This is a genomic window from Roseixanthobacter psychrophilus (genome assembly GCF_043195195.1).
Lineage (GTDB): Bacteria > Pseudomonadota > Alphaproteobacteria > Rhizobiales > Xanthobacteraceae > NCEH01.
The window spans coordinates 174,740-200,663 of sequence record NZ_JBAFWT010000001.1 but is presented as its reverse complement, the minus strand read 5'-3'; the positions used below and the strand labels follow the sequence as shown (position 1 = coordinate 200,663).

The window sequence follows — 25,924 nt, the reverse complement described above, 5'->3', positions numbered from 1 at the left end:
CGCGGGGGCGGGTCGCACCAATCTTACCGGCGAGCCATGGCGATCATCAATCTTGTCCTGCTGCTGGTGGAAATGGCCGTGTTCGGCAGCCTGATGCTTGCCTTGTTCCGCGCCCGCTTCCTGATCGGCATCAGCGCATTTTTCGCCGCGTTGGGCGCCTTGCACGTGTTCGCGGTCTATCTCGCGATGTCCGTGTTTCTGGTTCTGCCGTTCGGCCTCGCCGCGTCGCCGGGTTCGGTGGTGTTCTATGCGGGGACACTGAGCCTGCTGTTGATGACCCACATGATCGAAGGGCCCGAGGTGGCGCGCCAGCCGGTCATCGGGCTGCTTCTCGGCAGCGTGGCGGTGGTGATCGTGGTGGCGTTCCTGGCTCTCGACCACAGGCGCCTTGTCCCCATGCGCCAGGACGATATTCCGCAGATCAGCCAGGTCGGCATGTTGATGCTCTGGAGCACGTTGCTCCTGCTCATCGAGTGCCTGGTCATGTTCCGCCTCTACGACCGGCTGCTTGGCATCCTGCGCCGACGCAGCTTCCTGGCATCGTGGCTGACCCTGTCGCTGATCAATACGTTCGATCAGATCTTCTTCTTCGGGGTGATTTATCTCGTGTACGATGCACCTCTCGCCGCCGGCCTCGGGGGGTGGCTCGGCAAAATCGCCGCATCGGGCGTCTATTCCGCGCTCATCTCCTATTATCGGCGGCGTCTCGATTTCCCGCTGAGCGGCCATGAGGCAATGGCGCGACGGGATCTGGGAGGCGGGCGGATGCGGCTGCGCTATGATGCTGCGACCGGAGCGTTCCATCGGGCCCGGCTGGAGCCGCTGCTGGTCGACCTCCTCAGCATCACCCGGGCCACCGGGCGGCCGATGAGCCTACTGATGGTGCGGGTGGACGGCCTCAAGGATCGGCGCGATACCGACAGGGCGGATGTGGACCGGAATTTGCGGGGCATCGCCGATGCCCTCGCCCAGGGGCTGCGCAACGGCGATTATGTGGTGCGCTATGATGGCGATGCCCTCGTCGTGCTGGCGCCCGGCCTGCCGCACATGATGGCGGCCCAGCTCGCCGCCGCGCTGCGCCAGCGCGTGGGGGGCCTTCAGATGCCGGCGGGGGTGGATCTTTCGCTGTGCGTGGGCATCGCCACCGCGCCCTTGGACGGAGAAAGTGTCGGCAAGCTCTTGTCCGTGGCCGACCAGCGGGTCTATGCCGCAAGGCAACTGGGTCGCGATCGCGTCGTTGGCGCGTTCGAGGCCTGAATGCAACGTTCCGTCCGGATTATCCCTGATGTTTGAAGGCCTGCTGCCCAGCGATGCCACCCATTTCATGCGGGTTTCCGCGCCCGAGATGCAGGCGCGCCGCATCGCGGACCTGCTGGCGGAAAGCTTCGACCCCGCCGAGGTGGCGGTGGCCAATTTCGAGCAGCCGGATCTCTCCTGGGCGGTCGAGGTCTATGCCGGCGAGGCGTTCGACCCTGAGCGCCTGCGCGAACTGGTGAGCGTTGCGGCCGGCCCGGAGCTTGCCGCGAGCGTCACGTTCGGGGAATTGCAGGAACAGGACTGGGTCGCCGCCAGCCTGGAGGGATTGGCGCCGGTGAAGGTGGGGCCGTTTCATGTCCACGGCTCGCACGATCGGGCCCGGGTTCCGGTCAATGGCATCGGCATCGAGATCGAAGCGGCGCTTGCCTTCGGCACCGGCCATCACGGCACCACGCAAGGGTGCCTCGCGGCCATCGTGGATGCCGCGCGGGTCGGCCGGCCCACCCGGGTCCTGGACGTCGGCACCGGCACCGGCGTGTTGGCGATCGCGGCGGCGCGGCAATTCCGCGTGCCTGTCGTGGCGAGCGATCTCGACGAAGTGGCGGTGCGGACGGCGCGGGAAAATGCCCGGGCTAATCTTGCCGGGCCTTACATCCGCATGGTGCTGGCGGCCGGCGCGGGTGCCGACGCGGTGCGCCGGCCAGGCCCCTATGACTTGATCCTGGCGAATATTCTGCTGCCGCCGCTGAAGCGCCTCGCGCGGCCGCTGCGCCCGTTGCTGGCGCCGGGAGGACGGGTCGTGCTGTCGGGGCTGCTGCCGTCCCATGCCAATGCGGCGCTTGCCGCCTATCGGGCGCAGGGCTTGCAATTGGTGCGCCGCCGCGACATCGACGGCTGGACGACGCTGACCTTGTCGGTGGCGGGCAGCAAGCCGACCCCGCGCTGGGCCGCCTGAGAACAGGTGGCCTCACCTTGAAATGGAACCGTCGGCATGTCCCGCGACCGGCCGCACTGTTCCGCCGGGGTGGCGGTCCCGTGCGCTCGGCTGCTTGTGCGTGTCGGCGGCTTGCGTGTGACCGCGACGACCGCGCGTTAGGCTACCGCGTGTTCGGTGTCGGCAATTTGGTCGGCAGGTGGCGCGCCCCGGGTTGCGGGGCGCAGACCTGTCGCTGACCGATCACTTGCCGTGGTCGATCACTTGCGGGGGTCGAAACCGGTGCGCTGCATATAGGTGATGAAGTCGCGCTCGGCCTGGGCGGCACGGGCGGCGACGATCGAATCATAGATGCGCGCGAAGACGCCCTTCTTGGCCGCAGCCGGCTTGGCGGCGGTGGTGTCGGTGGTCTTGGCGGTCGAGAAGGTATCGGTCGAGAAAGTAAGGGTGCCCATGACAGGCCTCCAACGCTTGGCCGCCCCGTGCGGCTGATGATGCGTTGCAATATGGCCTGTGTTGCGCCGCACTAGAATACATGAGTCAGCATGGCTGACCTGCACCCTGCGCAGCGTAGAAAATGGGATTCTTAAAGGATTTCGGCGCCGCGGGGCGGCGCCGATGCCTAAATCGGCAGCGTGCCGCTTGCGTGATCAGCAGCGCGCGCCGAGGGTGATGTGCCGGCCGATGCCCTCCGGGTCCGGCAGCGCGGAATGGACCGAGCGCATGCCGGCCACCCGCTCCAGCACGTCGTCCGCGAACGGCGTCACTCGCCGCGACGCCAGATCCACATGCAGGGCGATCTGCTCCGAGGTCGCGGAGATCCATCCTTCCGTCCCGTGGTGCAGGCACTGGAAGAGATGCAGCCGCTTCTCGTCGTAATCGATCAGGCGCAGCGTGGCGCGCACGTCGGCGTTGGCCGGCAGTTCCCGCAGATAGCGCACGTGGGCTTCGGCGGTGAAGAAGGAGAAGCCGCGCACCCGCACATATTGCGGGCCGAGGCCGAGCAGGGCCAAAGCCTCGTCAAAGGCCCGGTCGAACAGGACGTTGTAATAGGCCATGTTCAGATGGCCGTTATAGTCGATCCACTGGCTCTCCACCCGCATGGGCGAAGAAACGAAGGGGGCGAAGAATACCGGTTCGAAGTCGATCCTGTCCAACATGGCGCTCTCCCTGGTCGAGGGGGCACGGAATTCAGAGAATTGCCTGCTCGCTACGCAGTGTGCCGTGAGTTTCGACATTGGTCACCGACGAAATGGCACAAGATTGGCTGCCATGCGGAAACATCATGCAAAGCTGAGGCAGGGCGCTACCGGCGCAGGCCCCTTGCCGAATGCCGGCAGGCCGCTAAGCTGCTGGCCCCATTCCGCTGGACGGCCTGATTTTAAAGGATTCTTAAATGTTTGCTGCCGATGCCGCGGTCACGCGCGAATCGTTGCCGGGGCTGCAGCAAGCCCTGGAGTCTTTGCAAGCGACATTAGGTAACAAAGTCGTTACCTCCCATGCTGTTCGCGAGCAGCATGCAAATATCACGACCTATTTGCCTAATGAGCCGGCAGATGCCGTTGTTTTCGCGCAGAGCACACAAGATGTGCAGACCGTTGTCGGCATCTGCGCAGCCCATCGAATACCGATCATCCCCTGGGGAACCGGCACTTCGCTGGAAGGCCACGTCAATGCGCCGAAGGGTGGAATCTGTATCGACCTGTCGGGAATGAATCGAATTCTCGCCATTCACGCCGAGGACCTCGATTGCGTCATTGAGCCCGGCGTGACCCGCAAGCGGCTGAACGAGGATCTGCGCGACCAGGGGCTGTTCTTTCCCATCGATCCCGGCGCCGATGCCTCGCTGGGCGGCATGGCCTCGACCCGCGCTTCCGGCACCAATGCGGTGCGCTACGGCACCATGAAAGACAACGTGCTGGCGCTGAAAGCGGTGCTGCCGAACGGCGAGCTCATCACCACCGCGCGCCGGGCGAAGAAATCCTCGGCGGGATACGATCTCACCCGCCTGTTCGTCGGGGCCGAGGGCACGCTCGGCATCATCACCGAGCTGACGCTGCGCCTCCAGGGCATTCCCGAGACCATCACCGCCGGCGTATGCCCCTTCGCCAGCATCGAGGATGCCTGCAACGCGGTGATCGCCACCATCCAGTCGGGCATTCCGGTCGCCCGCATCGAATTGCTGGATGAAGAGCAGGTGAAGGCCTCCAACGCCTATGCCAAGCTCGATCTGCCCGAGACCCCGCATCTGTTCGTGGAATTCCACGGCACGCAAGCCGGCGCCCACGAGCAGGCGGAGCGGTTCGGCGAGATCGCGGCGGAATTTTCCGGCGGCCCGTTCGTGTTCGCCGCCAAGCCCGAAGACCGCACCCGCCTGTGGCAGGCCCGGCACGATGCCTATTGGTCGGTCATGCCCATGCGGCCGGGCGCGAAGGCGGTGGCCACCGACGTGTGCGTGCCGCTCTCTCGCCTCGCCGAATGCGTCATGGAGACCAAGCGCGACATCGTCGAGATGGGGCTGATCGCGCCCATCGTCGGCCATGTGGGCGATGGAAACTTCCACACCACCTTGATGGTGGACGTGGAGGACCCCGCCGACCTCGCCAAGGCCAAGAGCTTCATGTCGCGGCTGGTGGACCGCGCGCTCGCCATGGAGGGTACCTGCACCGGCGAGCACGGGGTGGGGCAGGGCAAGATGAAATATCTCTCCGCCGAGCATGGCGAAGCGACCCTGGACGCGATGCGGGCGATCAAGCGGGCGTTCGATCCGCTGAACATCATGAATCCGGGCAAGATCCTCAAAATCTGAGGCCCGCCCCGCCGCGTCCATTGGATCGCCACCATCCCAACGTTACCATTCCGCGCTAGACTTCCCCAACGCGCCCGCTGCGGCGCGCCCCATGAAGCGAGGACCGGCTGGTGCAAGGCGTCCTGATCACGATCGCCTCGGCGGTGATCCTTGCGATCGTCGCCGCCTTCGCGGCGCCGTTCGTGGTGGATTGGACCGCCTGGCGCGGCGCGTTCGAGGCCCAGGCGAGCCGGACCCTGGGCGTGCCCGTAGTGATCCGCGGCAATATCTACGCCGACATCCTGCCCACTCCCCGGATCATCCTGCGCAACGTGTCGATCGGCGCCGACGCCGTTTCCACCGGCGCGGTCGCCGACGAATTGCGGGCCGATCTCGCCTTGGGCGCGCTGGTGCGCGGCACGGTGGAGGCGAAGTCGCTGACCTTGGTGCGGCCGCACATGCGCCTGGTGCTGGACAGCGCCGGCCGGGTGGCCCTGCCCACCGGCGCCGCCGCGCCCCGCGGCCTCTCCGTGTCCCAGCTCGCGATCGAGAGCGGGACGCTCGACATTCTCGATCGCGGTGCCGATCGCACCGTGCGCTTCACCGACCTCGACCTGCGCGGCGAGGCCCGCTCGCTCGCCGGGCCGTTCCGCCTGGAGGGCGAGGTGGAGACTGGCGGCCGGCGCTATGGTACCCGCCTCAGCCTCGCCGCCTTCGGTGCCGACGGCAGCCGCATGCGCCTGATCGCCGAGGACCGCTCGCGCCCGCTCACCCTCGATCTCGACGGCACCTTCCGCCTCGACGACGGCATGCCCCGGTTCGAGGGGCGCGGCAGCCTTGCCCGCGCCGGCGACGGGGCGGCGAGCACCCCGGGGCAGGATGGCTGGCGCCTGTCCGGCATGCTGCGGGCCAGCCCCGAGGCGGTGGTGGCGGAAACGCTGGACCTGTCTCTGGCCGACACCGCCCGCCCGGTGCAACTCGCCGGCTCGGCGCGTCTGGGGCTCGGCCGGGCGCTGGGGCTCGACGTGGTCCTGAATGCCCGCGCCCTGGATGCGGATGCCTTGCGCGCACCGTCGGGCGCCGCGCCATCTGGCCCGGCGGAGGCGCTGGCCGGCCTTGCGGCGGCGTTCAATGCGCTGCCCGCGCTCGACGTGCCCTCGCGCATCGGCATTGCGGCGGAGCAGCTCACCTATGCCGGCACGGTGATGCGCGAGGTGCGGCTCGATCTCGTCGGTGGCCCTTCCGGCTGGCGCATCGAGACCGCCGAAGCCAAGCTGCCCGGGCAGAGCGCGCTGCGCCTCTCCGGCGCGCCGGGCAGCGCGGGCGGCACCGGGTTCACCGGCGATCTGGCGTTTTCCAGCGACGATCCCGTCGCCTTCCTGCGCTGGGCGGCACCGCGCGGCGCGGCGGATTATGCCGGGGCGGTGTCCGGCCCGGTGAAGCTCGTCGGCCGCATCACGGCCGGGGACGGGCGCTATGGCGTGCAGCAACTCGACGGCAGTTTTGGCGCGGCGGCGGTTTCCGGCTCGGGGCAGTTCGCGGCCGGCGACCGGCCGCGGCTCGACCTCTCCCTGTCGATCTCCGGCTTCGACCTCGATCCCGTGCTGGCGGCGGCGCGCCAGGGGCTCGCTCTGTCCGGCGGCGCGCTGGACGGCGGCATCGCCTTGGAGGGCCGGCGGCTCACGGTCGGCGGCATGCCGCTCGGCACGATGTCTCTGGCGGCCGCGGGCAGCGGCGGGGCCTGGACGGTCTCGCGCCTGGTCCTGGACGACCTCGCGGGCCTGCATCTGGAAGGCAAGGGTACCCTCACCCGCCTCGCGCCGGTGCAAGGGCGCCTCGACCTGTCGGTCGCCGGCGCCAAGGCGGACGGCCTCGTGCCGCTGGCGCGGCTGCTCTCCGGGGCGCGCGCGGGCGAAATCATGACGCGCCTGCTGCCGGTCGCCGCGCCTGTCGCTCTCACCGGCACCGCCGCCTGGGGCGAAAAGGGCGCGGGCGAATTGCGCATGACCGGCACGCTCGGCCTGCTCTCCGGCCGCGCGGCGTTCGTGCAGGCGGCGGATGCCGGCGCGCCGCGCGTGGATCTGGCGCTGACCGCGAGCGACGGCGCGCGGGTGCTGGAGGCCGCCGGCCTGCCCGGAGTGCGGCCCGGCCTCGGCGCCGGCCAGCTCACCCTTGCCCTGGTGCCCTCAGGCACCGACGATGCCGAACTCGACGGGCGCCTTGTGCTCGCCGACATGGTGGCGAGCGCCAAGGGCCCGGTGCGCCGCGCCGCCGACGGCACCTTGCAGCCGCATCTCGCGATGCGCGTCGACGGCCCGGACGCCGCGCGGCTGTTCGTTGCGGCGGCCGCCGCGGCCGAGGCCGGCCCGGTGCCGGCGGCGCTCGGCTTCTCCGTGTCGCGGGCGGGAGAAGCCTGGAAACTGGACGATGTGACCGGCCTGCTGGGCGGTGCGCCCGTTGCGGGTGCCGTGGCGATCGAGGGCGGGGCGGTGCCGCGCCTTACCGGCCGGCTCGATCTCGACGCGCTCTCCCTGCCGCGCCTGATCGGCCTGTGGGGCGCCCGCAGCATCGGTCCCGAGGTGGGCAACGGCCCCTGGTCGGCGGCCCGCTTCGCGCCCGTCCCGACGACCCCGTTGGCGCTGGCGCTCGACCTTTCCGCCCGCCAGCTCGATGTGAACGGCACCTATGTGTTGCAGGATGCCAAGGCCCGACTCCAGACCCGCGACTCCACGCTGGAGCTGCGCGACCTCAAGGGCGGGATCGGCGGCGGCACGCTCACCGCCAGCCTCACCTTGCGCCGCCGCCCCGACATGGTGGCCGCCGAGGGACATCTCGGGCTCGACGGCGTGGACCTCGCCGCCTTGACCCGGCCGCTTGCCCCGCGCGCCGGCCCCACCGGCCGCCTGTCCGCCTCGGTGGACATGGGCGGGGTCGGCCGCTCGCCGCTCGCCATCGTGCAGAGCCTGTCGGGGCAGGGGACGCTGAGCTTCGCGCCGCTGGAGATTCCCGCCGCCGATCCCGGTGCCATCCAGGCCGTGCTGGCCGATACCGCCGCCGGCAAGCCGCCGGAAGAGCGCGGCGTGCTGGCGATGTTCGACCGCGCCCTTGCGCGCGGCCCGCTCAAGCTCGACGCGATCGACAGCACGGTGAACCTGGTGAACGGCGTCGTGCGCCTACCCTCGGCGCGCGCGCAGGTGCAAACCACGCGCACGGCATTTTCCGGCACGCTCGACCTGCCGCGCCTCTGGCTCGATGCGACGCTGGATCTGGAATCCACCGAGGCCGGCGGGGCGGTGCCCGGCGGCAGCATTTCCTGGCGCGGTCCGCTGGCGACGCCGGAACGGCGCGTGACCGCCTCGGCGCTGGTGGCGGCAATTTCCATGCGCGCCATCGAGCGGGAAACCCGCAGGCTGGAGGAGCGGCAGGGCTTGGTGCCCGCTCCCTCCGCCGGCAGCGGCACGGCGAACCCCGCGCCAGTCAATCTTCCGGCGCCGGCAAGCATCCCGTCCAATGTTCCGGCCATCGACCCTGCGCCGCCGCAGCCTCCCGTTGCGACGCCCGCCGCACCGGCGCCGGCCGCGCCGGAGGAGGGCCGTGGCGCGGGGGAACCTGCGGCGGCCGCACAGGACACCTCCGAGCCGAGGACTGGGGCGGAGCGGACGCACCCCTCTGCACGCCCCTCCAGCCAGACGCCGCGCCAGGTGGAGGGCCGAACCCGCGCGCCTGCGCCGCCGCTCGCCCCGCCGATCGAGATCGGTCCGTCCAACCGGGCCCGTCCGGCCCGCCCCTCGCTGCCTTCGGACGGCGGGAGCTACGCCCCGCCGACGCCCGGCTTCGGCAATTTGCTGCGGCCTCCCGCGCTGGTGCCGGGAGACTGACCCCAGCTCTCCTCTGCCTGCTCCTTCTGCCCGCCGGGGATAGCGCCGCTCCGCCCCCTCTCCCCCACGGGGAGAGGGTTGGGGTGAGGGGTCATGGCGCCCCGTTGCGGGGCTTGGATCGTTCCGGAAAGGCCCGGCCCCCTCACCCGCCCGCTGCGCGGTCGACCTCTCCCCCTCGGGGAGAGGTGGGTCTCGCGCCTCCCCGGCCTCGCGTGAGCTGCAAAAGCCGCCGTGCTCCCTCTCCCCGACGGGGAGAGGGTTGGGGTGAGGGGGCATGGCGCCCTGTCTGCGGGGCTTGGATCGTTCCGGAAAGCCCCGGCCCCCTCACCCGCCCGCTGCGCGGTCGACCTCTAGAGGTAAGCCCGCCCCCTCCGGAGCAGGCCCGCGCGGGCGCAGGGCCAGTCTCAGGCCCGTGTCAGGGTGATGTAGGTGAAGGGGTAATCGTCCTTCGGCCCCTGAATCGGCCCCTCGCGCTCCACCTCGCGCCATTCGGCGGGATCAAACGGCGGCAAGACCACATCGCCCGCGGGGGTGGCGTGCACGCGGGTGAGGTGGATCGTATCCGCCAGGGGCAAGGTCTCGGCGAACACCCGCTGGCCGCCAATCACCATGATGTCCTCGGCGCCCAGCTCCAGGGCAGCCTGTTCCGCCAGGGTCAATGCTTCCCCAAGATCATGGCCGACGCGCACACCGCCTTCGGGTTGGAAGTCGCGATCGGAGGTGAGCACCACCGAGATGCGTCCCGGCAGGGGCCGGCCGATGGAGAGAAAAGTCCGCCGGCCCATCAGCACCGGCCGCCCCCAGGTGAGGGTGCGGAAACGCTTCAGATCGGAGGAGAGATGCCAGGGCAGGGACTGATCCTTGCCGATGACGCCGTTCTCGGCGACGGCGACGATCTGGGCGAGAGGAAGCATCAGCCGGTGCCTTTCAGCAGGGAGACCACGCGCGCGGCCGCAGCCTGCCCGGAGAGATGGGCGCCATGGCAGGTGGAAAAGGCATGCTCGGATACCGCTTCGCCCGCGAACACGATGCGCTCCGCAAGCGGCGCGAACAAGCGGCGCCGCAGATCGGCCTGGCCGGGCAGGGCGCAGGAATAGCCGCCGCCGATGTGGGGATCGACGGCCCAGGCCGTCGCCCGCCATCCGGTGACGTGGTCGCGGAGACCTGCGCCGAATACGTCCACCAGCCCGGCCAGGGCAAAATCGGCCATGGCATCGGGGCCATCCGCCACCAGCGCCTGCCCGCTCGCGCCGCCCATATGGGCGATGGCGAGCGGACGCGGACCAGGGATGATCTGAAAATTCACCGGCGGGCAATCAGGCCGGGCAAAATCGATGGCATTGACGCCGGCCCGCTCGGCAAAGCCGAATACGTCGGCATCAAAGCCGAGCGCCACCTTTTCCGAAACACCGAGGGGCAGAGCCTCCATGGCCTCCGCAAGGTCCGGCGGCAGGGCTGGGGCGAACCGCAGGTGCCCGCGCGCCATGACGGTGGTGGACACGGTGACGACCACCGCACGGGCGGCAATGTCGCCGCGCGGCGTCGCAAGGCGCACCCCGGTGCCGGACCAGTCCACATGCGCCACCGGACATTCGAGCGTGACCGGCACATCCCCCGCATGGGCGGCGACCAAGGCGCCATAGCCCTCGACCACCGGCCAATTCTCGCCGCCGTCGTGATACTTGGCGAAATCGAGGGTGGAGACGGCCTCCGGTGTTGCGGCGGTCATCAGGGCGATCCAGTGCCGCACCAGGCGGTCCCATTCGCCCGCGTCGGCAATGACGTCGGAGGCGGCGACGTCGCGCCCGTTCATGCCGGCGGCGGCGATGGCGGCAAACGCCGCCTCGACGGCGTCGGTCGCCGCGTCCCGCTCCGCCGCCTCGGCCCAGCGGGCGCCGAGGTGCAGCTTGCGGATATAATGTTGGGTGGAGCGACGATAGGAAAAGCCGAGTCTATCGGCGATGGCGACGAAGGGGTTCGTCAGCGCCGAATGCATCCAATGGCAGCCGAGGTCCCACGGCATGGAAAAACTGGTGGTGTCGGTATAAGCCCGCCCGCCGATGCGAGCGGCGGCTTCCAGCACGACCACGGACAGGCCGCTGCCCTGCAGCGCGCGCCCCGCCGCGAGGCCGGCGGCCCCGGCGCCGATCACGGCGACATCAAACATGCTCATGATCAAACATGCTCAGGGACGGCCGGACTGAGGGACCAGCACGCACACAGGGCGGACAGGGAGCGCGGAGACAGGGAGCGCGGAGACAGGGGGAACGGCGACAGGGGAACGGATCCCAGGAAAAAGCGGATGCGGCGAGACGCGGCGCACCGGCTCATTTCTTGCGGAAAACGTCGAGCCGCACCACTTCCGCGCCACCAGCGGGACGCTCGTCCTTGCCGGCCTCGCCGGCTCCCGGCTTCTCGGTTCCCTTGCCCGTGCCGGGCGAGGTGTCCTGCGCGGAAACCTTGCCGGTGGCGGAGGCGATATCGGTGGCGGCCGGCTTCATCGTCAGGATGCCGTCGCCGGCCTCGCCCTTTCCGGAGGCAAGGGCGGGTTCCGATCCCGCGCCGCGCAGCGGGCGGATCGAGGCGCCCGCGCCGGGCAGGCGCGTCGGGGCGTCCGTGGCAGTCTCGCCCGTGGTCTCGATCTCCTCGCCGCCGGCCAGCTCGAACTGGAGGCCGAAGCTCACCGAAGGGTCGAAGAAGCCCTTGAGGGCGGAGAAGGGCACCAGCAGGCGCTCTGAAATGCCGCCGAACGAGAGACCCACTTCGAAGGCGTGCTCGCCCACGTTCAGGTCCCAGAACTGGTGCTGGAGCACGATGGTCATTTCCTCCGGATATTTCTCGCGCATGCGCTGCGAGAGCCGCACGCCGGGGGCGCGGGGATCGAAGGAGACGTAGAAATGGTGGTCGCCCGGCAGCCCGTCGCGGGCAACGTCGGAAAGCACGCGGCGGACGACGCCGCGCAGGGCTTCCTGCGCCAGAAGATCGTACCGGATATGATCGACCGAAGACATGGGGTGCGCTGCTCGCGGCCGGTGTCCAATTCAGAAGGAACTCGCGCGCCGCGAAAAGACAGGATGCCTCCTGCGCGAACCGACATGAGACCTCTCCGCTTCCCGCAGGTCCGGCCGGCCCTGGAGGGAAGTGGAGGCTTCTGTTGCCAGGTGCCTCCGAACCCCGCCTATCCAGTGCTACCCGGTAGGGCTTTTATTTCGGTACCTTTACCGCTCACGCGGCAACGGCAACCGGAGCATAGTTGTCATTCGCAACTATAGGTCGGCCCGATATCGGCGGAACCATGCCGAGCGAAAGAAAGCCCTTTACACCCTCGTCGATCCTATTTCGCCCCCGCCGCAACCCGCAAACCTCTGCGGATCAACGGATTCTGGTGGAGGCGCCGGGTACTGCCCCCGGGTCCGAAAGGCTTATTCCGACAACCGTTTATCGCCATATCTGGCTTGCGCCAGCCGGATGAATATAAGGCCCGGTGCGGCATGATGAAAGGGGCAAGCAGGGGTTTTCCCGCAGCGGCGGCGGAATGCCCCGCCCGCTACTCGCCCGACAGGGGATGCAGGTCGCGCACCATGGCCTTGAGCCGCTCGTCCAGCACATGGGTGTAGATCTGCGTGGTGGAGATGTCGGCGTGTCCCAGCAGGGTCTGGACGATGCGCAGGTCCGCGCCGTGGGCCAGCAGATGGCTCGCAAAGGCATGGCGCAGCACATGGGGCGACAGGCGCGCAGGGTCGAGGCCGGCGGCGACGGCGAGATCCTTCAGCTCGCGCGCGCTTTGCTGGCGCGTCACATGGCCGGATTTCGCGCTGGTGGGAAACAGCCAGCGGGAGGCGTCGAGCCCGTTGTCCCGGCGCGCATCGAGATAGGCCGCCATCACCGTCTTGGCCGGACCGCTCAGGGGCACAAGGCGGTCCTTCTCGCCCTTGCCGGTGACGATGATCGCGTCCGCCCGCGTCCGCGCGGCGGTGGCGGGCAGGGAGGTCAGCTCCGAGATGCGCAGGCCGGTGGCGTACAGCACCTCAATGCAGCACGCGACCCGCAACCGGCGCAGTTTTTCACCTGGCGTCTCGGCCTCGGCCACACGCTGGTGGGCGGTATCGATGAGGCGGCCGACCTCTTCCACGCTCAGCACCTTGGGCAAGGGCCGGCCGCGCTTCGGCCCCTCCAGCACGGCGGCGGGATCGCCGGTGCGATGGCCCTCGGCATAAAGAAAGCGATAGAGCTGGCGAACCGCCGAGAGCCGCCGCGCCACCGTGGCGCTTTTGAATCCCCGTTCCGAGAGCTCGGCGAGATAGGCGCGCAGCACCGGCGTCCCGGCGGTTTCCACCCGCTCCCCCCGGCCGGTCAGGAAGGCGGAGAAATCCTCGAGGTCGCGGCGATAGGCGTCGAGCGTGTTGGGGCTCGCACCGCGCTCCACGGCCTGCATGTCGAGAAACAGGGCCAGCGGCCCGCTGGTTGAGATGCCGGCACGGGAGCGGCCGGCCCGGGTCATCGCCCGCGCCTCATTTCTGGAAGCGGTCGTTGGGGACGGTGATGGTCACGTCCCGCGTTACCGGCTCAACCCGGTTGGCAAGCCAATAAGCGCCGCCGTAGACCAGCGCTGCGAGAAGGGCGATCGCCGCCAGAAGGCGGATCAGACTGGGCACGGTGCGGTATACCTGGGTTTGCCTGACGTGCGTTCCGGGCGAATCGCCCGAAGGCGACGCGCCCTTGCACAGGTGACATGCGCGCGCCGCTCTTTCAACCGCCATTGCCCCTCCGCCACGGCAATGCTAGTGCGCTTTTTTGCGCCGTGCGCCTATTTCGGGCCATGGGCTGGGACGGAGGTATCCTTGGGCGGCGATACGGAGCGAGAGCCTGGGACGATGCCGGACGCGGCGTCGAACGGCGCCCTCCTGGCGCGGCTCGGGGCCCGTTCGATCGTGCTGGTCGGTATGCCGGGGGCGGGAAAATCCTCGGTCGGACGCCGCCTCGCCCGGCGTCTCGCCTTGCCGTTCGTCGATGCGGACGAGGAAATCGTCCGGGCCGCCGGCATGAGCATCCCGGAGATTTTCGCCAGCCGGGGCGAGGCGGAATTCCGCGAGGGCGAAAAGCGCGTGGTCGCCCGCCTGCTGCAATCCGGCCCCATGGTGATCGCCACCGGCGGCGGCGCCTTCATGAGCCCGGAAACCCGCGCGGCCATCTCCGATGCCGGGGTTTCAGTCTGGCTCGAGGCGGACCTCCACACGCTGCTGCGCCGGGTGAAGAAGCGCAACGACCGTCCCTTGCTCGCCCAGGGCGACGCCGAGGCCAAGCTCGCCGCTTTGCTGGCCGCGCGCGAGCACATCTATGCCCTTGCCGACGTGCGGGTGGAATCCCGCGACGTCGTGCATGAAACCGTGGTGGAAGAAGTGATTGCCGCCGTCACGCGCCACTTCTCGCCGATCCAGGACTAGCCTGTCATGCCGAGCCTTTCCGCCGCACCGTCTCCCACCGCATCCGAGGCCAGTGCCCGCACCGTGCGGGTCGATCTTTCCGGCCGCCCCTACGACATCGCCATCGGCCCCGGTTTGCTCGCGGGCATCGGCGGGCGCATCGCCGCCGTGCGGCCGGGTGCGCGGGTGGCCATCGTCACCGACCGTAACGTGGCGGAGCGTCATCTCGGCGCGGTGGAGGCCTCGCTCGCGCAGGCCGGCATTCCCCATTCCGCCGTCATCGTCGAGCCGGGCGAGAAGTCCAAGAGCTATGCCGGCCTGCAGCAGGTCGCCGAGGGCCTGATCGCGGCAAGGATCGAGCGGCGCGATCTGGTGCTGGCGCTGGGCGGCGGGGTGGTGGGCGATCTCGCCGGCTTTGCCGCCGCCGTGGTGCGCCGGGGCGTGGATATCGTCCAGGCGCCGACCACGCTGCTGTCCCAGGTGGATTCTTCCGTGGGTGGCAAGACCGGAATCAATTCGCCCCAGGGCAAGAATCTCGTGGGCGCGTTCCACCAGCCGGTGCTGGTGGTGGCGGACACCGCCGCGCTCGACACGCTGCCCGCCCGCGAGGTGCGCGCCGGCTATGCGGAAGTCGCCAAATATGGCCTGCTGGGCGATGCGCCCTTTTTCGGCTGGCTGGAGGCGCACGGCGCCGAGGTGCTCGCCGGGGGCGCGGCGCGGGTGGAGGCGGTGGCGGCAAGCTGCACCGCCAAGGCTGCCATCGTCGCCCGCGACGAGAAGGAGACCGGCGACCGGGCCCTGCTCAATCTCGGCCACACCTTCGGCCATGCGCTGGAGGCCGGCGCGGGCTTTTCCGACCGGCTGCTGCATGGCGAGGCGGTGTCCATCGGCATGGCGCTGGCGTTCGCCTTCTCCGCCCGCCTCGGCCTGTGCAACGGGCAGGATGTGGTGCGCGCGACCCGCCATCTGGAAAGCCTCGGCCTGCCGACGCGCATCGCCGACGTGCCGGGCGAGCTACCGGACACGGACGGGCTGATGACCTTGATCGGCCAGGACAAGAAGGTCAGTCGCGGTGCGCTCACCTTCATTCTGGTGCACGGCATCGGCGCGGCCTTCATCGCCAAGGACGTGGACGGCGGCGAGGTGCGTGCCTTCCTGGAGCAAATGCGGCGCGCCTGAGACGGCTCCCCGGCGCTTGCGCAAAACCGCGCAGTTGCCCCAAGCGCCCCGGAGCGCTATTGAGGCGCCACTTTCAAGAACCCGTGTCGTTCAACCGGGCGCGGGGAGGGTCAAGGGAATGTGCCACACGGCTACCGTCATGTTCGTTTCAATCCGCGCCCCGCGGTGCGGCATGGAGAAACGCGCGCGAAAATGATGCGTGCCGAATGCGAGGTGCCACGCCCCTCGCCGATGACGGCCCCCGGCGCCTCAACGCCGGCTGAACCCTTTATCCAAAGCCCCTGTTAGAGAGAATGCGAGCCATGGCTCGGCTTGTCATGAAGTTCGGCGGCACCTCCGTCGCCACGATCGAACGCATCCAGAACGTGGCGCGCCACGTGAAGCGCGAGGTGGATGCCGGCTACAGCGTCGTGGTGGTGGTGTCCGCCATGTCGGGCAAGACCAATGAGCTGGTCGCCTGGTGCCGCGAGGCCTCCACCTTGCACGACGCGCGCGAATATGACGCCGTGGTCGCCTCGGGCGAGCAGGTCACGTCCGGCCTTCTGGCCATCGCGCTCCAGGCCAAGGGGCTGAACGCGCGCTCCTGGCAAGGCTGGCAGGTGCCGATTTCCACCGACGACGCCCACGGCTCCGCCCGTATCCTTGAGATCGACGGCACGGCGCTGGCCGGGCGGCTCGATGCGGGCGAAGTGGCTGTGGTGGCGGGCTTCCAGGGCGTTCACCTGCCCTCCGGCCGCATCACCACCCTCGGGCGGGGCGGCTCGGACACCAGTGCCGTCGCCCTTGCCGCCGCCATTGGCGCGGAGCGCTGCGACATCTATACGGATGTGGATGGCGTTTATACAACCGACCCGCGCGTGGTGCCGCGTGCCAAGCGCATGAAGAGCATCGCGTTCGAGGAAATGCTGGAAATGGCGTCGCTGGGCGCCAAGGTTTTGCAGGTGCGCTCCGTGGAATTGGCCATGGTGCACAAGGTTCGCACCTTCGTGCGCTCCAGCTTCGAGGATCCGGACGCGCCCCACATGAGCACGGTCGAGGCGGCGGGCACGCTGATCTGCGACGAGGAGGAAATCGTGGCAAACCAGATGGAATCGCAGGTGGTGACCGGCATCGCCTTCGCCAAGGACGAGGCACAGGTCTCCATCCGCCGCGTGGCCGACAAGCCGGGAATCGCCGCCGCCGTGTTCGGCCCGCTGGCCGAGTCGCACATCAATGTGGACATGATCGTGCAAAACGTGTCGGCGGACGGCTTCACCGACATCACCTTCACGGTGCCCTCGGCGGATTACGACCGGGCCCGCGCGGCGCTGGAAAAGGCGCGCGATTCCATCGGCTTCGAGGTGGTGGAAGGGGCAACCGACGTCACCAAGGTGTCGGTGATCGGCATCGGCATGCGCTCGCATGCGGGCGTGGCGGCGGATGCGTTCCGCGCTCTAGCGGGCAAGGGCATCAACATCCGCGCCATCACCACATCGGAAATCAAGATCTCGATCCTGATCGACTCCGCCTATACCGAACTTGCGGTGCGGACTCTCCATTCGCTATACGGTCTCGATAGCTGATAATCAGGCTGCGGGGACCGGTCGTCGGCGATCAACGAGGTGAGAACGCCTCGCAACTCTTGAAGGATGCGGCCGATGCGTGGCGCGCTCGGCGGGCCTCGGGTGCTGTTAAGACGTCTCCGCGAGGTCATGGCGGAGCCGGTCAGCGCCCAGGACCGCCTGGATAAGATCGTGGTCCTGATCGCCGCCAACATGGTGGCGGAGGTGTGCTCGGTCTATGTGCTGCGCGTCGACCAGACGCTTGAGCTGTATGCTACCGAAGGTTTGAACCGCGATGCGGTTCACTTGACCGTCATGCGGGTGGACGAAGGCCTGGTGGGCCATGTGGCGCGGGAGGCGGAATCCCTCGCCTTGTCCGACGCCCAGCACCATCCGGAATATTCCTATCGCCCTGAAACCGGCGAAGAAATCTATAATTCCTTCCTGGGCGTGCCGATCCTGCGCGCGGGCAATACGCTCGGCGTGCTGGTGGTGCAGAACCGCGCCCGCCGCACCTATGCGGAAGAGGAGATCGAGGCGCTCCAGACCACCGCCATGGTGCTGGCCGAGATGATCGCCTCCGGCGAGCTGACCGCGCTCGCCAAGCCCGGCGCCGAGCCGGCGGTGCGCCGCCCGCTGCATCTCACCGGCGTTGCCCTGGCGGACGGCCTGGGCCTCGGGCATGTGGTGCTGCACGAGCCCCGCATCATCGTCACCAATGTTATCGCCGACGACGTGCCGAAGGAGGTGATCCGGCTCGACGGCGCCATCGGCAAGCTGCGCGCCTCCATCGATCTGCTGCTGGAGGATGACGGCCTCTCCAAGGCCGGCGAGCATCGCGAGATTCTCGAAGCCTACCGCATGTTCGCCCATGACCGGGGCTGGATGCACCGCATGCGCGAAGCGGTCATGTCCGGCCTCACCGCGGAAGGCGCGGTCGAGCGGGTGCAGTCCGACACCCGCGCCCGCATCATGCGCGCTTCCGACCCCTATCTGCGCGAGCGCCTGCACGATCTCGACGACCTCGCCAACCGTCTGCTGCGCGAACTGACCGGGCGCGGCCGCGCCTCCGACCGAACGGACCTGCCGGAAAACGCGGTTCTGGTCGCCCGCAACATGAGCCCCGCCGCGCTGCTGGATTATGACCGCACCCGCATCCGCGGCCTGATCCTGGAAGAAGGCGGCACGACCAGCCACGTCACCATCGTCGCGCGCGCCCTCGGCATCGCGGCGGTGGGGCAGGTGGAGAATGCCGCCGGCCTCGCCGATCCCGGTGATCCCGTGATCGTCGACGGGCAGGCGGGCGAGGTGCATCTGCGCCCGCCGGGCGATGTCGAGGCCGCCTATGCCGAGAAGGTGCGCTTCCGTGCCCGCCGGCAGGCGCAATATGCCGCCCTGCGCGACCTGCCCTCGGTCACCAAGGACGGCGTGGCGGTGGATCTGCACCTCAATGCCGGCCTGCTGGTGGACCTGCCCCATATCGCGGAGACGGGCGCGACCGGCATCGGCCTGTTCCGCACCGAACTCCAGTTCATGATCGCGTCCACCTTCCCGCGCATCTCCGAGCAGCTCAATCTCTACCGCGCGGTTCTGGACGCGGCGGGCAGCCGGCCGGTGACCTTCCGCACGCTGGATATCGGCGGCGACAAGGTGCTGCCTTACATGCGCACCGTGGAGGAGGAGAATCCGGCGCTCGGCTGGCGGGCGATCCGCCTCGGCCTGGATCGCCCCGGCCTGCTGCGCAGCCAGTTGCGGGCGCTGCTGCGCGCGGGCGCCGGGCGCGAGCTGCGCATCATGTTCCCCATGGTCGCGACCTCGGGTGAGTTCGACCAGGCCAAGGCGATCCTGGAGCGCGAGCTGACCCATTTGCGCAAGCATGGCCATGGGCTGCCCGAGCGGGTGTTCGTCGGCGCCATGGTCGAGGTGCCCTCGCTGCTGTTCGAGCTGGACGAGATCCTCTCGCGGGTGGATTTCCTCTCGGTCGGTTCCAATGATCTGGTGCAATTCCTGTTCGCCGCCGACCGCGCCAATGTGCGCGTGGCGGATCGGTTCGATCCGCTCTCCCCGGCGGCGCTGCGCGCCTTCCACATGGTCGCGCAGGCGGGCGCGCGTCACGGCAAGCCGGTGACCTTGTGCGGCGAACTGGCCTCGCGCCCGCTGGAATCCATCGCCTTGGCGGCGCTCGGCTATCGCGCGCTGTCGCTGTCGCCGGCCGCCATCGGACCGGTGAAGTCCACCTTGCTGCGGCTGGATGTGGCAGCGGCCCGCGCCGTGCTGATGCCCCTGCTGGCGGATACCACCGGCGCCGTGGATGTGCGTTCGACGCTGCGCGCCTTCGCCGAGCAGAGCGGGCTGCTGCTTTGAGCCCGTTTCTCCTGTCGTGCGGTGTTTCGTGAGTGATCTGCCCCTCGCCAAGCTCGAACAATTGGTCGCGCGCCATCGCGAGGTGGAGGCGCTGCTCTCGGCGGGCGCCGAGGGGGACGAATATGTCCGCCTCGGGCGCGAATTTTCCGATCTCACCCCGGTGGTCGAGCAGGTCCAGGCGCTGATGGCGGCCGAGCGCGGCCTTGCCGAGGCGCGCGATCTCGCGGCGGAAGCCGGCGGCGATCCCGAGATGCGGGCGCTGGCCGAGGGCGAGCAGGAGCGGCTCACGGGCGAAATCGAGCGGCTGGAGAAGGCGGTGCGCCTCGCTTTGCTGCCCAAGGACGCCATGGATGAGCGCGGCATCATCCTGGAAGTGCGCGGCGGCACGGGAGGCGACGAGGCCGCCCTGTTCGCCGGCGACCTGTTCCGCATGTATTCGCGCTATGCCGCGGAAAAGGGCTGGACCGTGGAAATCCTCTCCGAGAGCGAGGGGACCATGGGCGGCTATAAGGAAGTGATCGCGGCCATCCACGGGCGCGGGGCCTTCGCCCGGCTGAAGTTTGAATCCGGCGTGCACCGGGTGCAGCGGGTTCCTGCCACCGAGACCTCCGGCCGCATCCACACCTCCGCCGCCACCGTCGCGGTGCTGCCCGAGGCGGAGGAGGTGGACGTGGAGCTGAACGAAAGCGACCTGCGCATCGACGTCTATCGCGCCCAGGGGGCCGGCGGACAGCATGTGAACAAGACCGAAAGCGCGGTGCGCCTCACCCATCTGCCCACCGGCCTCGTGGTGGCGGTGCAGGACGAGCGCTCCCAGCATCGCAACAAGGCGCGCGCCATGGCGCTCCTGCGTTCGCGCCTGCTGGACGGCGAGCGCCAGCGCCAGGAAGCCGGCCGTGCCGCCGACCGGCGCGGGCAAGTGGGCTCGGGCGACCGGTCGGAGCGCATCCGCACCTATAATTTCCCGCAGGGGCGCGTGACCGATCATCGCATCAACCTCACGCTCTACAAGCTGGAGGAGGTGGTTGCGGGCACAGCGCTCGATGAGATCATCGACGCTTTGATCACCGAGCATCAGGCCGAGCTGATGGCCTCGGCCGAGGCCAATTGAGCATGGGCGCGGGCGTCGCTTTCACCCGCGCCGCCTTGCGCCGCAGCCTTGGGGCGCGGCTCAGCGCAGCCGGGGTGCAGAGCGCCGATCTCGATGCCCGCCTGTTGCTGGCCGATGCGCTCCATGTGACGCCCGCTGAATTGGTGCTCGATGCCGATCGCACCGTGGACGCTGTGGCGCTTGCCGCCGTGGAGACCCGCATGGCGCGCCGCCTCGCGGGGGAGCCGGTGGCGCGCATTCTCGGGGAGAAGGAGTTCTGGAGCCTGCCGTTCCAGCTCTCGCCAGAAACCCTGGTGCCCCGCCCCGACACCGAGACCCTCGTGGAAGCGGCCCTGGCCGCGCTCGCCGGACGGCGGGCGGAGAAGTTGCGGGTGCTGGATCTCGGCATCGGCAGCGGGGCCATTCTCGCGGCCCTGCTGAGCGAATTGCCGCAGGCGTTCGGAACCGGCGTGGATCGGGCGGCCGGTGCGGTTCGCACCGCCCGCGACAATCTGGCGCGACTGGGGCTTTCGCCCCGCAGCCTGGTGCGAGAAGGCGACTGGGCGCAGGATCTGGAAGGGTCGTTCGATCTCGTCGTCTCCAACCCACCCTATATTCCGAGCGGCGATCTGCCCGCGCTGGCGCGCGAGGTGCGGCTGTTCGATCCTGCGGCGGCCCTGGACGGCGGGGCCGATGGGCTCGACGCCTATCGCGCGATTCTTACTGCGCTGCCGCGCCTCCTGGCGTCGGACGGGCTTTGCGTGCTCGAACTCGGGGTAGGGCAGGAGGCGGACGTGGCCGCGCTGGTGCATGCCGCCGGTCTTAGGGTCGATGGCCCGGCCCGGCGCGATCTCGGCGGAATTCCGCGCGCATTGGTTGTGCGGGGGCGCTGATATCGATTCGCAGGAACTTCGCCGCGGCCCGAGACCGGAGGCCGTTTGATGCCCCGCCGCGAAAAAACCGCTTGGAAGGGCTAAGCGAACTGGCTAGTGTCATCTCAGGAATCGTACCGGGGCTTCGGTCCATTTGGTTGAGGCCCGCGTCTGAGACGGGATTGTTTCAGGGGTGTGGCAGGCGAAAGTTGATGGCGCACCGATGTTGCGCCGTGACTTTCCTTCACGGGACGATCGAATACCCACTGTCTCGCACGCAAACCGCCAACGGGAGCGTCGGGAAATGGCTTGGCTGGCCGCGCTTTTGGCGCGGAACGGGGCTTATGGTCGAACCGATCCGAACTCAAACCCAGTGTGGACCGGAACTGAGCGCGGGCACAGCCTGCGGTCGTGGTTGACGACACCCCGACGGATTTTGACCCCGGCTGCGGCGGGCGCCTTTCCGGCACCCGTCCGAGCGGACCGGACGCAGAACGGCGGTGACCGCCGAGCGAGTAGAGAACGATTCAGATGAGAAATGGTCAGCAGAAGCGTCCGCGCGGCCGTAACAACAATAATAACAATAATAACAACAACAATCGCCGCGGCTCCAACCCTTTGACGCGGGTCTACGAGTCCAATGGCCCCGACATGAAGGTGCGCGGCACCGCCCACCACATTGCCGAGAAATATCTCCAACTGGCCCGCGATGCCCAGTCGTCCGGCGACTATGTGGCTGCGGAGAATTATTTCCAGCACGCTGAACATTATATACGCCTGATCGCCTCCCTGCAGGGCCAGTTCGCGCCGCAGCCGCAGCCCGGCTTCGGCAACGAGGACCAGGAGGACGAGGACGGCGAGGAGAATTCCGCCGGCGAGGGCCAGCAGCCCCAGCAGCCTCCCCAGCAGCAGCCCTATGGCCGGGAGGCGCAGTTCCAGCCGCGTCCGCCGCGCGAGGATCGCCCCCAGCGGGACGATCGCCAGCCGCGTGGGGAAGAGCGGTTTGTGCGCGACGATCGCCAGCCGCGCGACAACCGCCAGGGCGGCTTCCAGCGCCGCACCGAAGAGGGTGGCGAGGGCTACCAGCAGCAGCCCCGGGACTATCGCCCGCGCTCCGACGAGCAGGGCTATGCGCCGCGCCAACCGCGCGCACCGCGCGTGGAAGAGGAAGGGCAGGGCAATTATGCTCCCCGCCCGCCGCGCGAGCCGCGTCCGGTCCGGTCCGAGGAGGAGCAGGGCTATGCCGCCCGTCCGCCCCGTCCGCCGCGCGCGGAAGAAGAGGGCCAGGGCTATGCGCCGCGCCAACCGCGTGCCCCGCGCGTGGAAGAGGAAGGGCAGGGTTATGCCCCCCGCCCGCCGCGCGAGCCGCGCCCGCCCCGGTCCGAGGATGAGCAGGGCTACGCCCCCCGTCCGCCGCGCGCGCCGCGCGGCGAGGAGGAGGGGGCGGGCACCTATGCCCCACGTGCGCCCCGTGCACCGCGCGAAGAGCGTGCCGAACCTGCCGATCTCGGCCTGCCGTCCTTCATCACCGGCGGCCTGCCCCTGAAGGAACGCGCCGAGCCGCGCGAGCGTCCGGTGCGTGCGGAACGCGCAGCCCCGCGCCCGGTCGAGGAGGCTGCCCCCGCGCCGGAGCGTACCGCTGCCGAACTGCCGTTCGAGGCGCCCCCGGCGCCTGCCGTGGAACCTGTGGCACCCGCGCCGGATCCGGTTGCAAGCCCGGCACCCGCCCCGAGCGCCGAGGCGCCTGCCGATGCCGCACCCGGCGAGCCTGCAGCCGCCGGCGAGGAGGATGCCGCTCCCTTCCGTCGCCGCCGCCGCTATCGCTCGCGCGCCGAGCGCGCCGAGGAGGCCGCCGGTCAGGTGGCATCAGGGGATGTGGAGCCCAGCCTCGGCGAGTGAGGCATCCGCCTCTTGCGAGACACGAAAAAGGCCCGGTCGTTCCGGGCCTTTTTTATTGGGCGCATCGCGGTGCGGAGTTCCGCGACCTACTCCGCCGGCGCGCCGGCGAGCAGAGCGCCTTTCGCCGCCGGGCCGGCCAGCGTGGCCGGGATCGGATGGCGGACCAGGATCCAGTAGATCACGGCAGCTGCGAGGGCCACCGCCGAGCCGGTGATCAGGGCCGGAGTGAAGGTGCCCGTCGCCTGCACGATGAAGCCGGTCACGGTGGGGGCGAGCGCCCCGCCGATATAGCCGCCGAAATTCTGCACCGAGCCGATGGAGGCGGTGCAATTGGCCGGCGCCGCGACGGAGGCCATGGCCCAGGCGGAGGACGAGCAGGAATAGACCAGGAACAGCGAGGCGGAGATGCAGGCGATGGCGAGCACGTCGTTCGGCGCCTCGGCGGCTATCAGCGTGAACAGCGCCGTGAGCACCAGTGCGCCCGCCATGGGATATTTGCGCGCCATCATGGGCTCGACGCCGCGCCGCGCCAGGACATCGACGATCCGGCCGCCGGACACGGCGCCGACCACGCCGAAGGCAAACGGGATGGTGGCGACCCAGCCGGTCTTCGAGATGGTGAAGTGCCGCTCGATTTCCAGATAGCCGGGCAACCAGGCGGTGTAGAGCCAGGTGACATAAATGCAGCCGAAATAGCCTGCGATCATGCCCCAGGTGGTCTTATAGGCGAACAGGCGTTTCCAGTCGGCCCACGTGACGCGGGCGGGCGCGTCGAGCGGATCGCCCTCTTTCAGGAAGGCTTTTTCCTCCGCCGTGAGGTTCGCCTGCTCCGGGTTGCGGAAGATCAGGAAGTAGGTGGCAGCAAGCACGAGGCCGGCAAGGCCCATGGCCACGAACATCCAGCGCCAGCCGAAAGTCAGCATGAGCACCGTGAGCAGCGGCACCGCGATCGCCGTGCCGAGGGAGGAGGCGCTGTTCCAGATGCCGGTCGCGGTGCCGCGCTGTCGGATATTGAACCAGTCGCGCGAGATGCGGGCGCAGGTGGGAAAATGGGGCGCTTCGCCCATGCCGAGGATGAAGCGGGCGCCGGCAAACTGCCAGAAGTTCTGAACCAGCCCGCCCAGCATCTGTCCCAGCGACCAGCAGGTGAGCCCCACCGTGAGCGACAAGCGCGGCCCGAACCGGTCGATCAGCGCGCCGGCCGGCAATTGGGAGAAAGCATAGGCCCACAGGAAGGCGGAAAGCAGCAGGCCCATCTCGCCGATGGAGAAATGCAATTGCTCGCGGATGAGTGGATTGGCGACTGCCAGGGTCGCCCGGTCCACGTAATTCACCACCCCCGCGGTCACCAACAGGGCGAGGGTTATGGTTTGGGTGCGCCGGATGCGCGGCGTCCCCGTGGCGTTCAGCATAACGATCCTCCCGATCTATTTTGCCGGGATGCTAGGGCGGATCGCCGCGCTGTACATGCCGCGCCGCGCAAATGCCGGAACGTAATGACGGCGGCCGTCAGAGCATTAATCGATGCTGAAAAAGATATGACGCTGGGAAAGCTAAAATTTGCTTCACCCGAGATTCATTTGAAACGATTGAATTTTATGAAGACTGAAAATATTTGTGCAGCGCACCAGGAGTTGCGTCAAAAATACCATCACATTCAGGTGATTTTACCTTTGGGTAGCTGTTCGACAGAAGCAAAATGATGCCGACCACTCGCGACTTCCTGCCCCGTGGTGTCACAGCTTGCGCAGGCTGACCTCGGCGATCTCGTGATCGCCCGCCTTGCGCAGGATCAGGTCGGCGCGCTGGCGCGTGGGCAGGATGTTTTCCTGCAGATTTGGCAGGTTGATGCGCTGCCAGATCGAGAGGGCGGTGGCCTTGGCCTCCTCCTCGGTCAGCTTCGAATAGCGATGGAAATAGGACATGGGGTCCATGAACGCCGTGGAGCGCAGGCGCATGAAGCGCTGCACATACCATTGCTGGAGAATGTCCTCGTCGGCGTCGATATAGACCGAGAAGTCGAAGAAGTCGGAAACGAACGGGATTTCCTTGCCATCGCGCGGCAGGCGTCCGGTCTGGAGCACGTTCAGCCCCTCGACGATGAGAATGTCGGGCCGGTCCACTTCCACCCGCTGGTCGGGCATCACGTCATAGAAGAAATGGCTGTAGAGCGGGGCGCGCACCGGTCGGCGGCCGGCCTTGATGTCGGTGAGGAAGCGCAGCAGCAGCGACAGGTCGTAGCTCTCGGGAAAGCCCTTCTTCTCCATCAGACCTTCGCGTTCCAGTACCGCATTGGGCAGCAGGAAGCCGTCGGTGGTCACAAGGTCCACCTTCGGGGTGTTGGGCCAGCGGGCGAGCAGAGCCTGGAGCACGCGCGCGGTGGTGGACTTGCCCACCGCCACCGAGCCGGCGACGCCGATGATGTAGGGCATCTTGCCGTCGCCCCGGTTCCCATGGTCGAGGAAGTGGCTCATGGCGCGGAACAGACTTTGCGTCGCGCCCACATAGAGCGAGAGCAGGCGCGACAGGGGGAGGTAGATCTCCTCCACCTCGCTGATGGACAGGCGGTCGTTCAGGCCCTGGAGACGCACGATCTCCTCCTGCCGCAAGGGCATCGGGGTGTCCTGACGCAGGACCGCCCATTCCTCACGGGAGAAGGTGCGATAGGGCGATAGGCCGGGATCGACCTGCTGGTCCAT

21 protein-coding genes and 1 other RNA gene are annotated in these 25,924 nt (G+C 68.7%); 12 read left to right on the top strand and 10 right to left on the bottom strand.

The features are described 5' to 3' along the window. Positions 1 to 36 precede the first annotated feature (36 nt). Together V5F77_RS00885 and V5F77_RS00880 are read left to right on the top strand one after the other, a co-directional pair. The gene (locus V5F77_RS00885) at positions 37 to 1,257 is read left to right on the top strand and encodes a diguanylate cyclase (RefSeq protein ID WP_429003422.1); all 1,221 of its coding nucleotides are present in this window, start codon (positions 37 to 39) and stop codon (positions 1,255 to 1,257) included. Between the two features lie 28 nt (positions 1,258 to 1,285). Continuing rightward, a complete protein-coding gene (locus V5F77_RS00880) occupies positions 1,286 to 2,212 on the top strand; it encodes a 50S ribosomal protein L11 methyltransferase (protein ID WP_429003421.1) in 927 nt (308 codons plus the stop codon). A 239-nt stretch (positions 2,213 to 2,451) separates the two neighbouring features. Here V5F77_RS00880 and V5F77_RS00875 read toward each other — a convergent pair whose 3' ends face one another. Together V5F77_RS00875 and V5F77_RS00870 are read right to left on the bottom strand one after the other, a co-directional pair. Then, positions 2,452 to 2,646, bottom strand: a complete 195-nt coding sequence (locus V5F77_RS00875) for a hypothetical protein (protein WP_429003420.1) — start codon at positions 2,644 to 2,646, stop codon at positions 2,452 to 2,454. A gap of 195 nt (positions 2,647 to 2,841) precedes the next feature. Continuing rightward, positions 2,842 to 3,351 (bottom strand): thioesterase family protein, encoded by a 510-nt coding sequence (locus V5F77_RS00870; protein WP_429003419.1) that lies wholly within the window; start codon positions 3,349 to 3,351, stop codon positions 2,842 to 2,844. Between the two features lie 236 nt (positions 3,352 to 3,587). On the opposite strand from V5F77_RS00870, the gene V5F77_RS00865 reads away from it, so the two are divergent. Together V5F77_RS00865 and V5F77_RS00860 are read left to right on the top strand one after the other, a co-directional pair. Continuing rightward, positions 3,588 to 5,000: an FAD-linked oxidase C-terminal domain-containing protein gene (locus tag V5F77_RS00865; RefSeq protein ID WP_429003418.1), complete on the top strand. Its 1,413-nt coding sequence runs from the start codon at positions 3,588 to 3,590 to the stop codon at positions 4,998 to 5,000. Positions 5,001 to 5,110: 110 nt separating this feature from the next. Next, the gene (locus V5F77_RS00860) at positions 5,111 to 8,857 is read left to right on the top strand and encodes an AsmA family protein (RefSeq protein ID WP_429003417.1); all 3,747 of its coding nucleotides are present in this window, start codon (positions 5,111 to 5,113) and stop codon (positions 8,855 to 8,857) included. A gap of 404 nt (positions 8,858 to 9,261) precedes the next feature. On the opposite strand, the gene V5F77_RS00855 is transcribed toward V5F77_RS00860, so the two are convergent. The 6 genes from V5F77_RS00855 to V5F77_RS00830 all read right to left on the bottom strand — a co-directional run bounded on the left by V5F77_RS00855 (position 9,262) and on the right by V5F77_RS00830 (position 13,512). Further along, positions 9,262 to 9,771 (bottom strand): dihydrofolate reductase, encoded by a 510-nt coding sequence (locus tag V5F77_RS00855; protein WP_429003416.1) that lies wholly within the window; start codon positions 9,769 to 9,771, stop codon positions 9,262 to 9,264. After that, positions 9,771 to 11,030: a flavin monoamine oxidase family protein gene (locus V5F77_RS00850; protein WP_429003415.1), complete on the bottom strand. Its 1,260-nt coding sequence runs from the start codon at positions 11,028 to 11,030 to the stop codon at positions 9,771 to 9,773. Before V5F77_RS00850 ends, V5F77_RS00855 begins: the two co-directional genes overlap by 1 nt. 154 nt (positions 11,031 to 11,184) lie before the next feature. Further along, positions 11,185 to 11,868 (bottom strand): SspB family protein, encoded by a 684-nt coding sequence (locus tag V5F77_RS00845; protein WP_429003414.1) that lies wholly within the window; start codon positions 11,866 to 11,868, stop codon positions 11,185 to 11,187. Between the two features lie 129 nt (positions 11,869 to 11,997). Then, positions 11,998 to 12,361: a transfer-messenger RNA gene (gene ssrA / locus V5F77_RS00840) on the bottom strand. Positions 12,362 to 12,404: 43 nt separating this feature from the next. Continuing rightward, a complete protein-coding gene (locus tag V5F77_RS00835) occupies positions 12,405 to 13,358 on the bottom strand; it encodes a site-specific tyrosine recombinase XerD (RefSeq protein ID WP_429003413.1) in 954 nt (317 codons plus the stop codon). A 10-nt stretch (positions 13,359 to 13,368) separates the two neighbouring features. After that, the gene (locus V5F77_RS00830; protein ID WP_429003412.1) at positions 13,369 to 13,512 is read right to left on the bottom strand and encodes a histidine kinase; all 144 of its coding nucleotides are present in this window, start codon (positions 13,510 to 13,512) and stop codon (positions 13,369 to 13,371) included. A 186-nt stretch (positions 13,513 to 13,698) separates the two neighbouring features. On the opposite strand from V5F77_RS00830, the gene V5F77_RS00825 reads away from it, so the two are divergent. From V5F77_RS00825 to V5F77_RS00795, 7 genes are all read left to right on the top strand, one after another. Continuing rightward, positions 13,699 to 14,301: a shikimate kinase gene (locus tag V5F77_RS00825; protein ID WP_429003411.1), complete on the top strand. Its 603-nt coding sequence runs from the start codon at positions 13,699 to 13,701 to the stop codon at positions 14,299 to 14,301. A 6-nt stretch (positions 14,302 to 14,307) separates the two neighbouring features. Continuing rightward, a complete protein-coding gene (aroB, locus tag V5F77_RS00820; protein WP_429003410.1) occupies positions 14,308 to 15,459 on the top strand; it encodes a 3-dehydroquinate synthase in 1,152 nt (383 codons plus the stop codon). Between the two features lie 302 nt (positions 15,460 to 15,761). Next, positions 15,762 to 17,021: an aspartate kinase gene (locus tag V5F77_RS00815; protein ID WP_429003409.1), complete on the top strand. Its 1,260-nt coding sequence runs from the start codon at positions 15,762 to 15,764 to the stop codon at positions 17,019 to 17,021. A gap of 75 nt (positions 17,022 to 17,096) precedes the next feature. Beyond that, entirely contained in the window at positions 17,097 to 19,364 is a 2,268-nt protein-coding gene (ptsP, locus tag V5F77_RS00810) for a phosphoenolpyruvate--protein phosphotransferase (protein ID WP_429003408.1), read from the top strand. Positions 19,365 to 19,392: 28 nt separating this feature from the next. Beyond that, entirely contained in the window at positions 19,393 to 20,475 is a 1,083-nt protein-coding gene (prfA, locus tag V5F77_RS00805; protein ID WP_429003407.1) for a peptide chain release factor 1, read from the top strand. 2 nt (positions 20,476 to 20,477) lie between these two features. Then, on the top strand, positions 20,478 to 21,347 hold the full coding sequence (gene prmC / locus V5F77_RS00800; protein WP_429003406.1) for a peptide chain release factor N(5)-glutamine methyltransferase: 870 nt from the start codon (positions 20,478 to 20,480) through the stop codon (positions 21,345 to 21,347). Between the two features lie 510 nt (positions 21,348 to 21,857). After that, complete coding sequence (locus V5F77_RS00795; protein ID WP_429003405.1) at positions 21,858 to 23,225, top strand: DUF4167 domain-containing protein; 1,368 nt, start codon at positions 21,858 to 21,860, stop codon at positions 23,223 to 23,225. An 86-nt stretch (positions 23,226 to 23,311) separates the two neighbouring features. On the opposite strand, the gene V5F77_RS00790 is transcribed toward V5F77_RS00795, so the two are convergent. Beyond that, on the bottom strand, positions 23,312 to 24,637 hold the full coding sequence (locus V5F77_RS00790) for an MFS transporter (protein WP_429003404.1): 1,326 nt from the start codon (positions 24,635 to 24,637) through the stop codon (positions 23,312 to 23,314). Between the two features lie 84 nt (positions 24,638 to 24,721). Here V5F77_RS00790 and V5F77_RS00785 point away from each other — a divergent pair, with 84 nt between their 5' ends. Further along, positions 24,722 to 24,928, top strand: coding sequence for a hypothetical protein (locus V5F77_RS00785; RefSeq protein ID WP_429003403.1), 207 nt, complete (start codon positions 24,722 to 24,724; stop codon positions 24,926 to 24,928). A 33-nt stretch (positions 24,929 to 24,961) separates the two neighbouring features. Here V5F77_RS00785 and coaA read toward each other — a convergent pair whose 3' ends face one another. After that, on the bottom strand, positions 24,962 to 25,924 hold the full coding sequence (coaA, locus tag V5F77_RS00780) for a type I pantothenate kinase (RefSeq protein WP_429003402.1): 963 nt from the start codon (positions 25,922 to 25,924) through the stop codon (positions 24,962 to 24,964).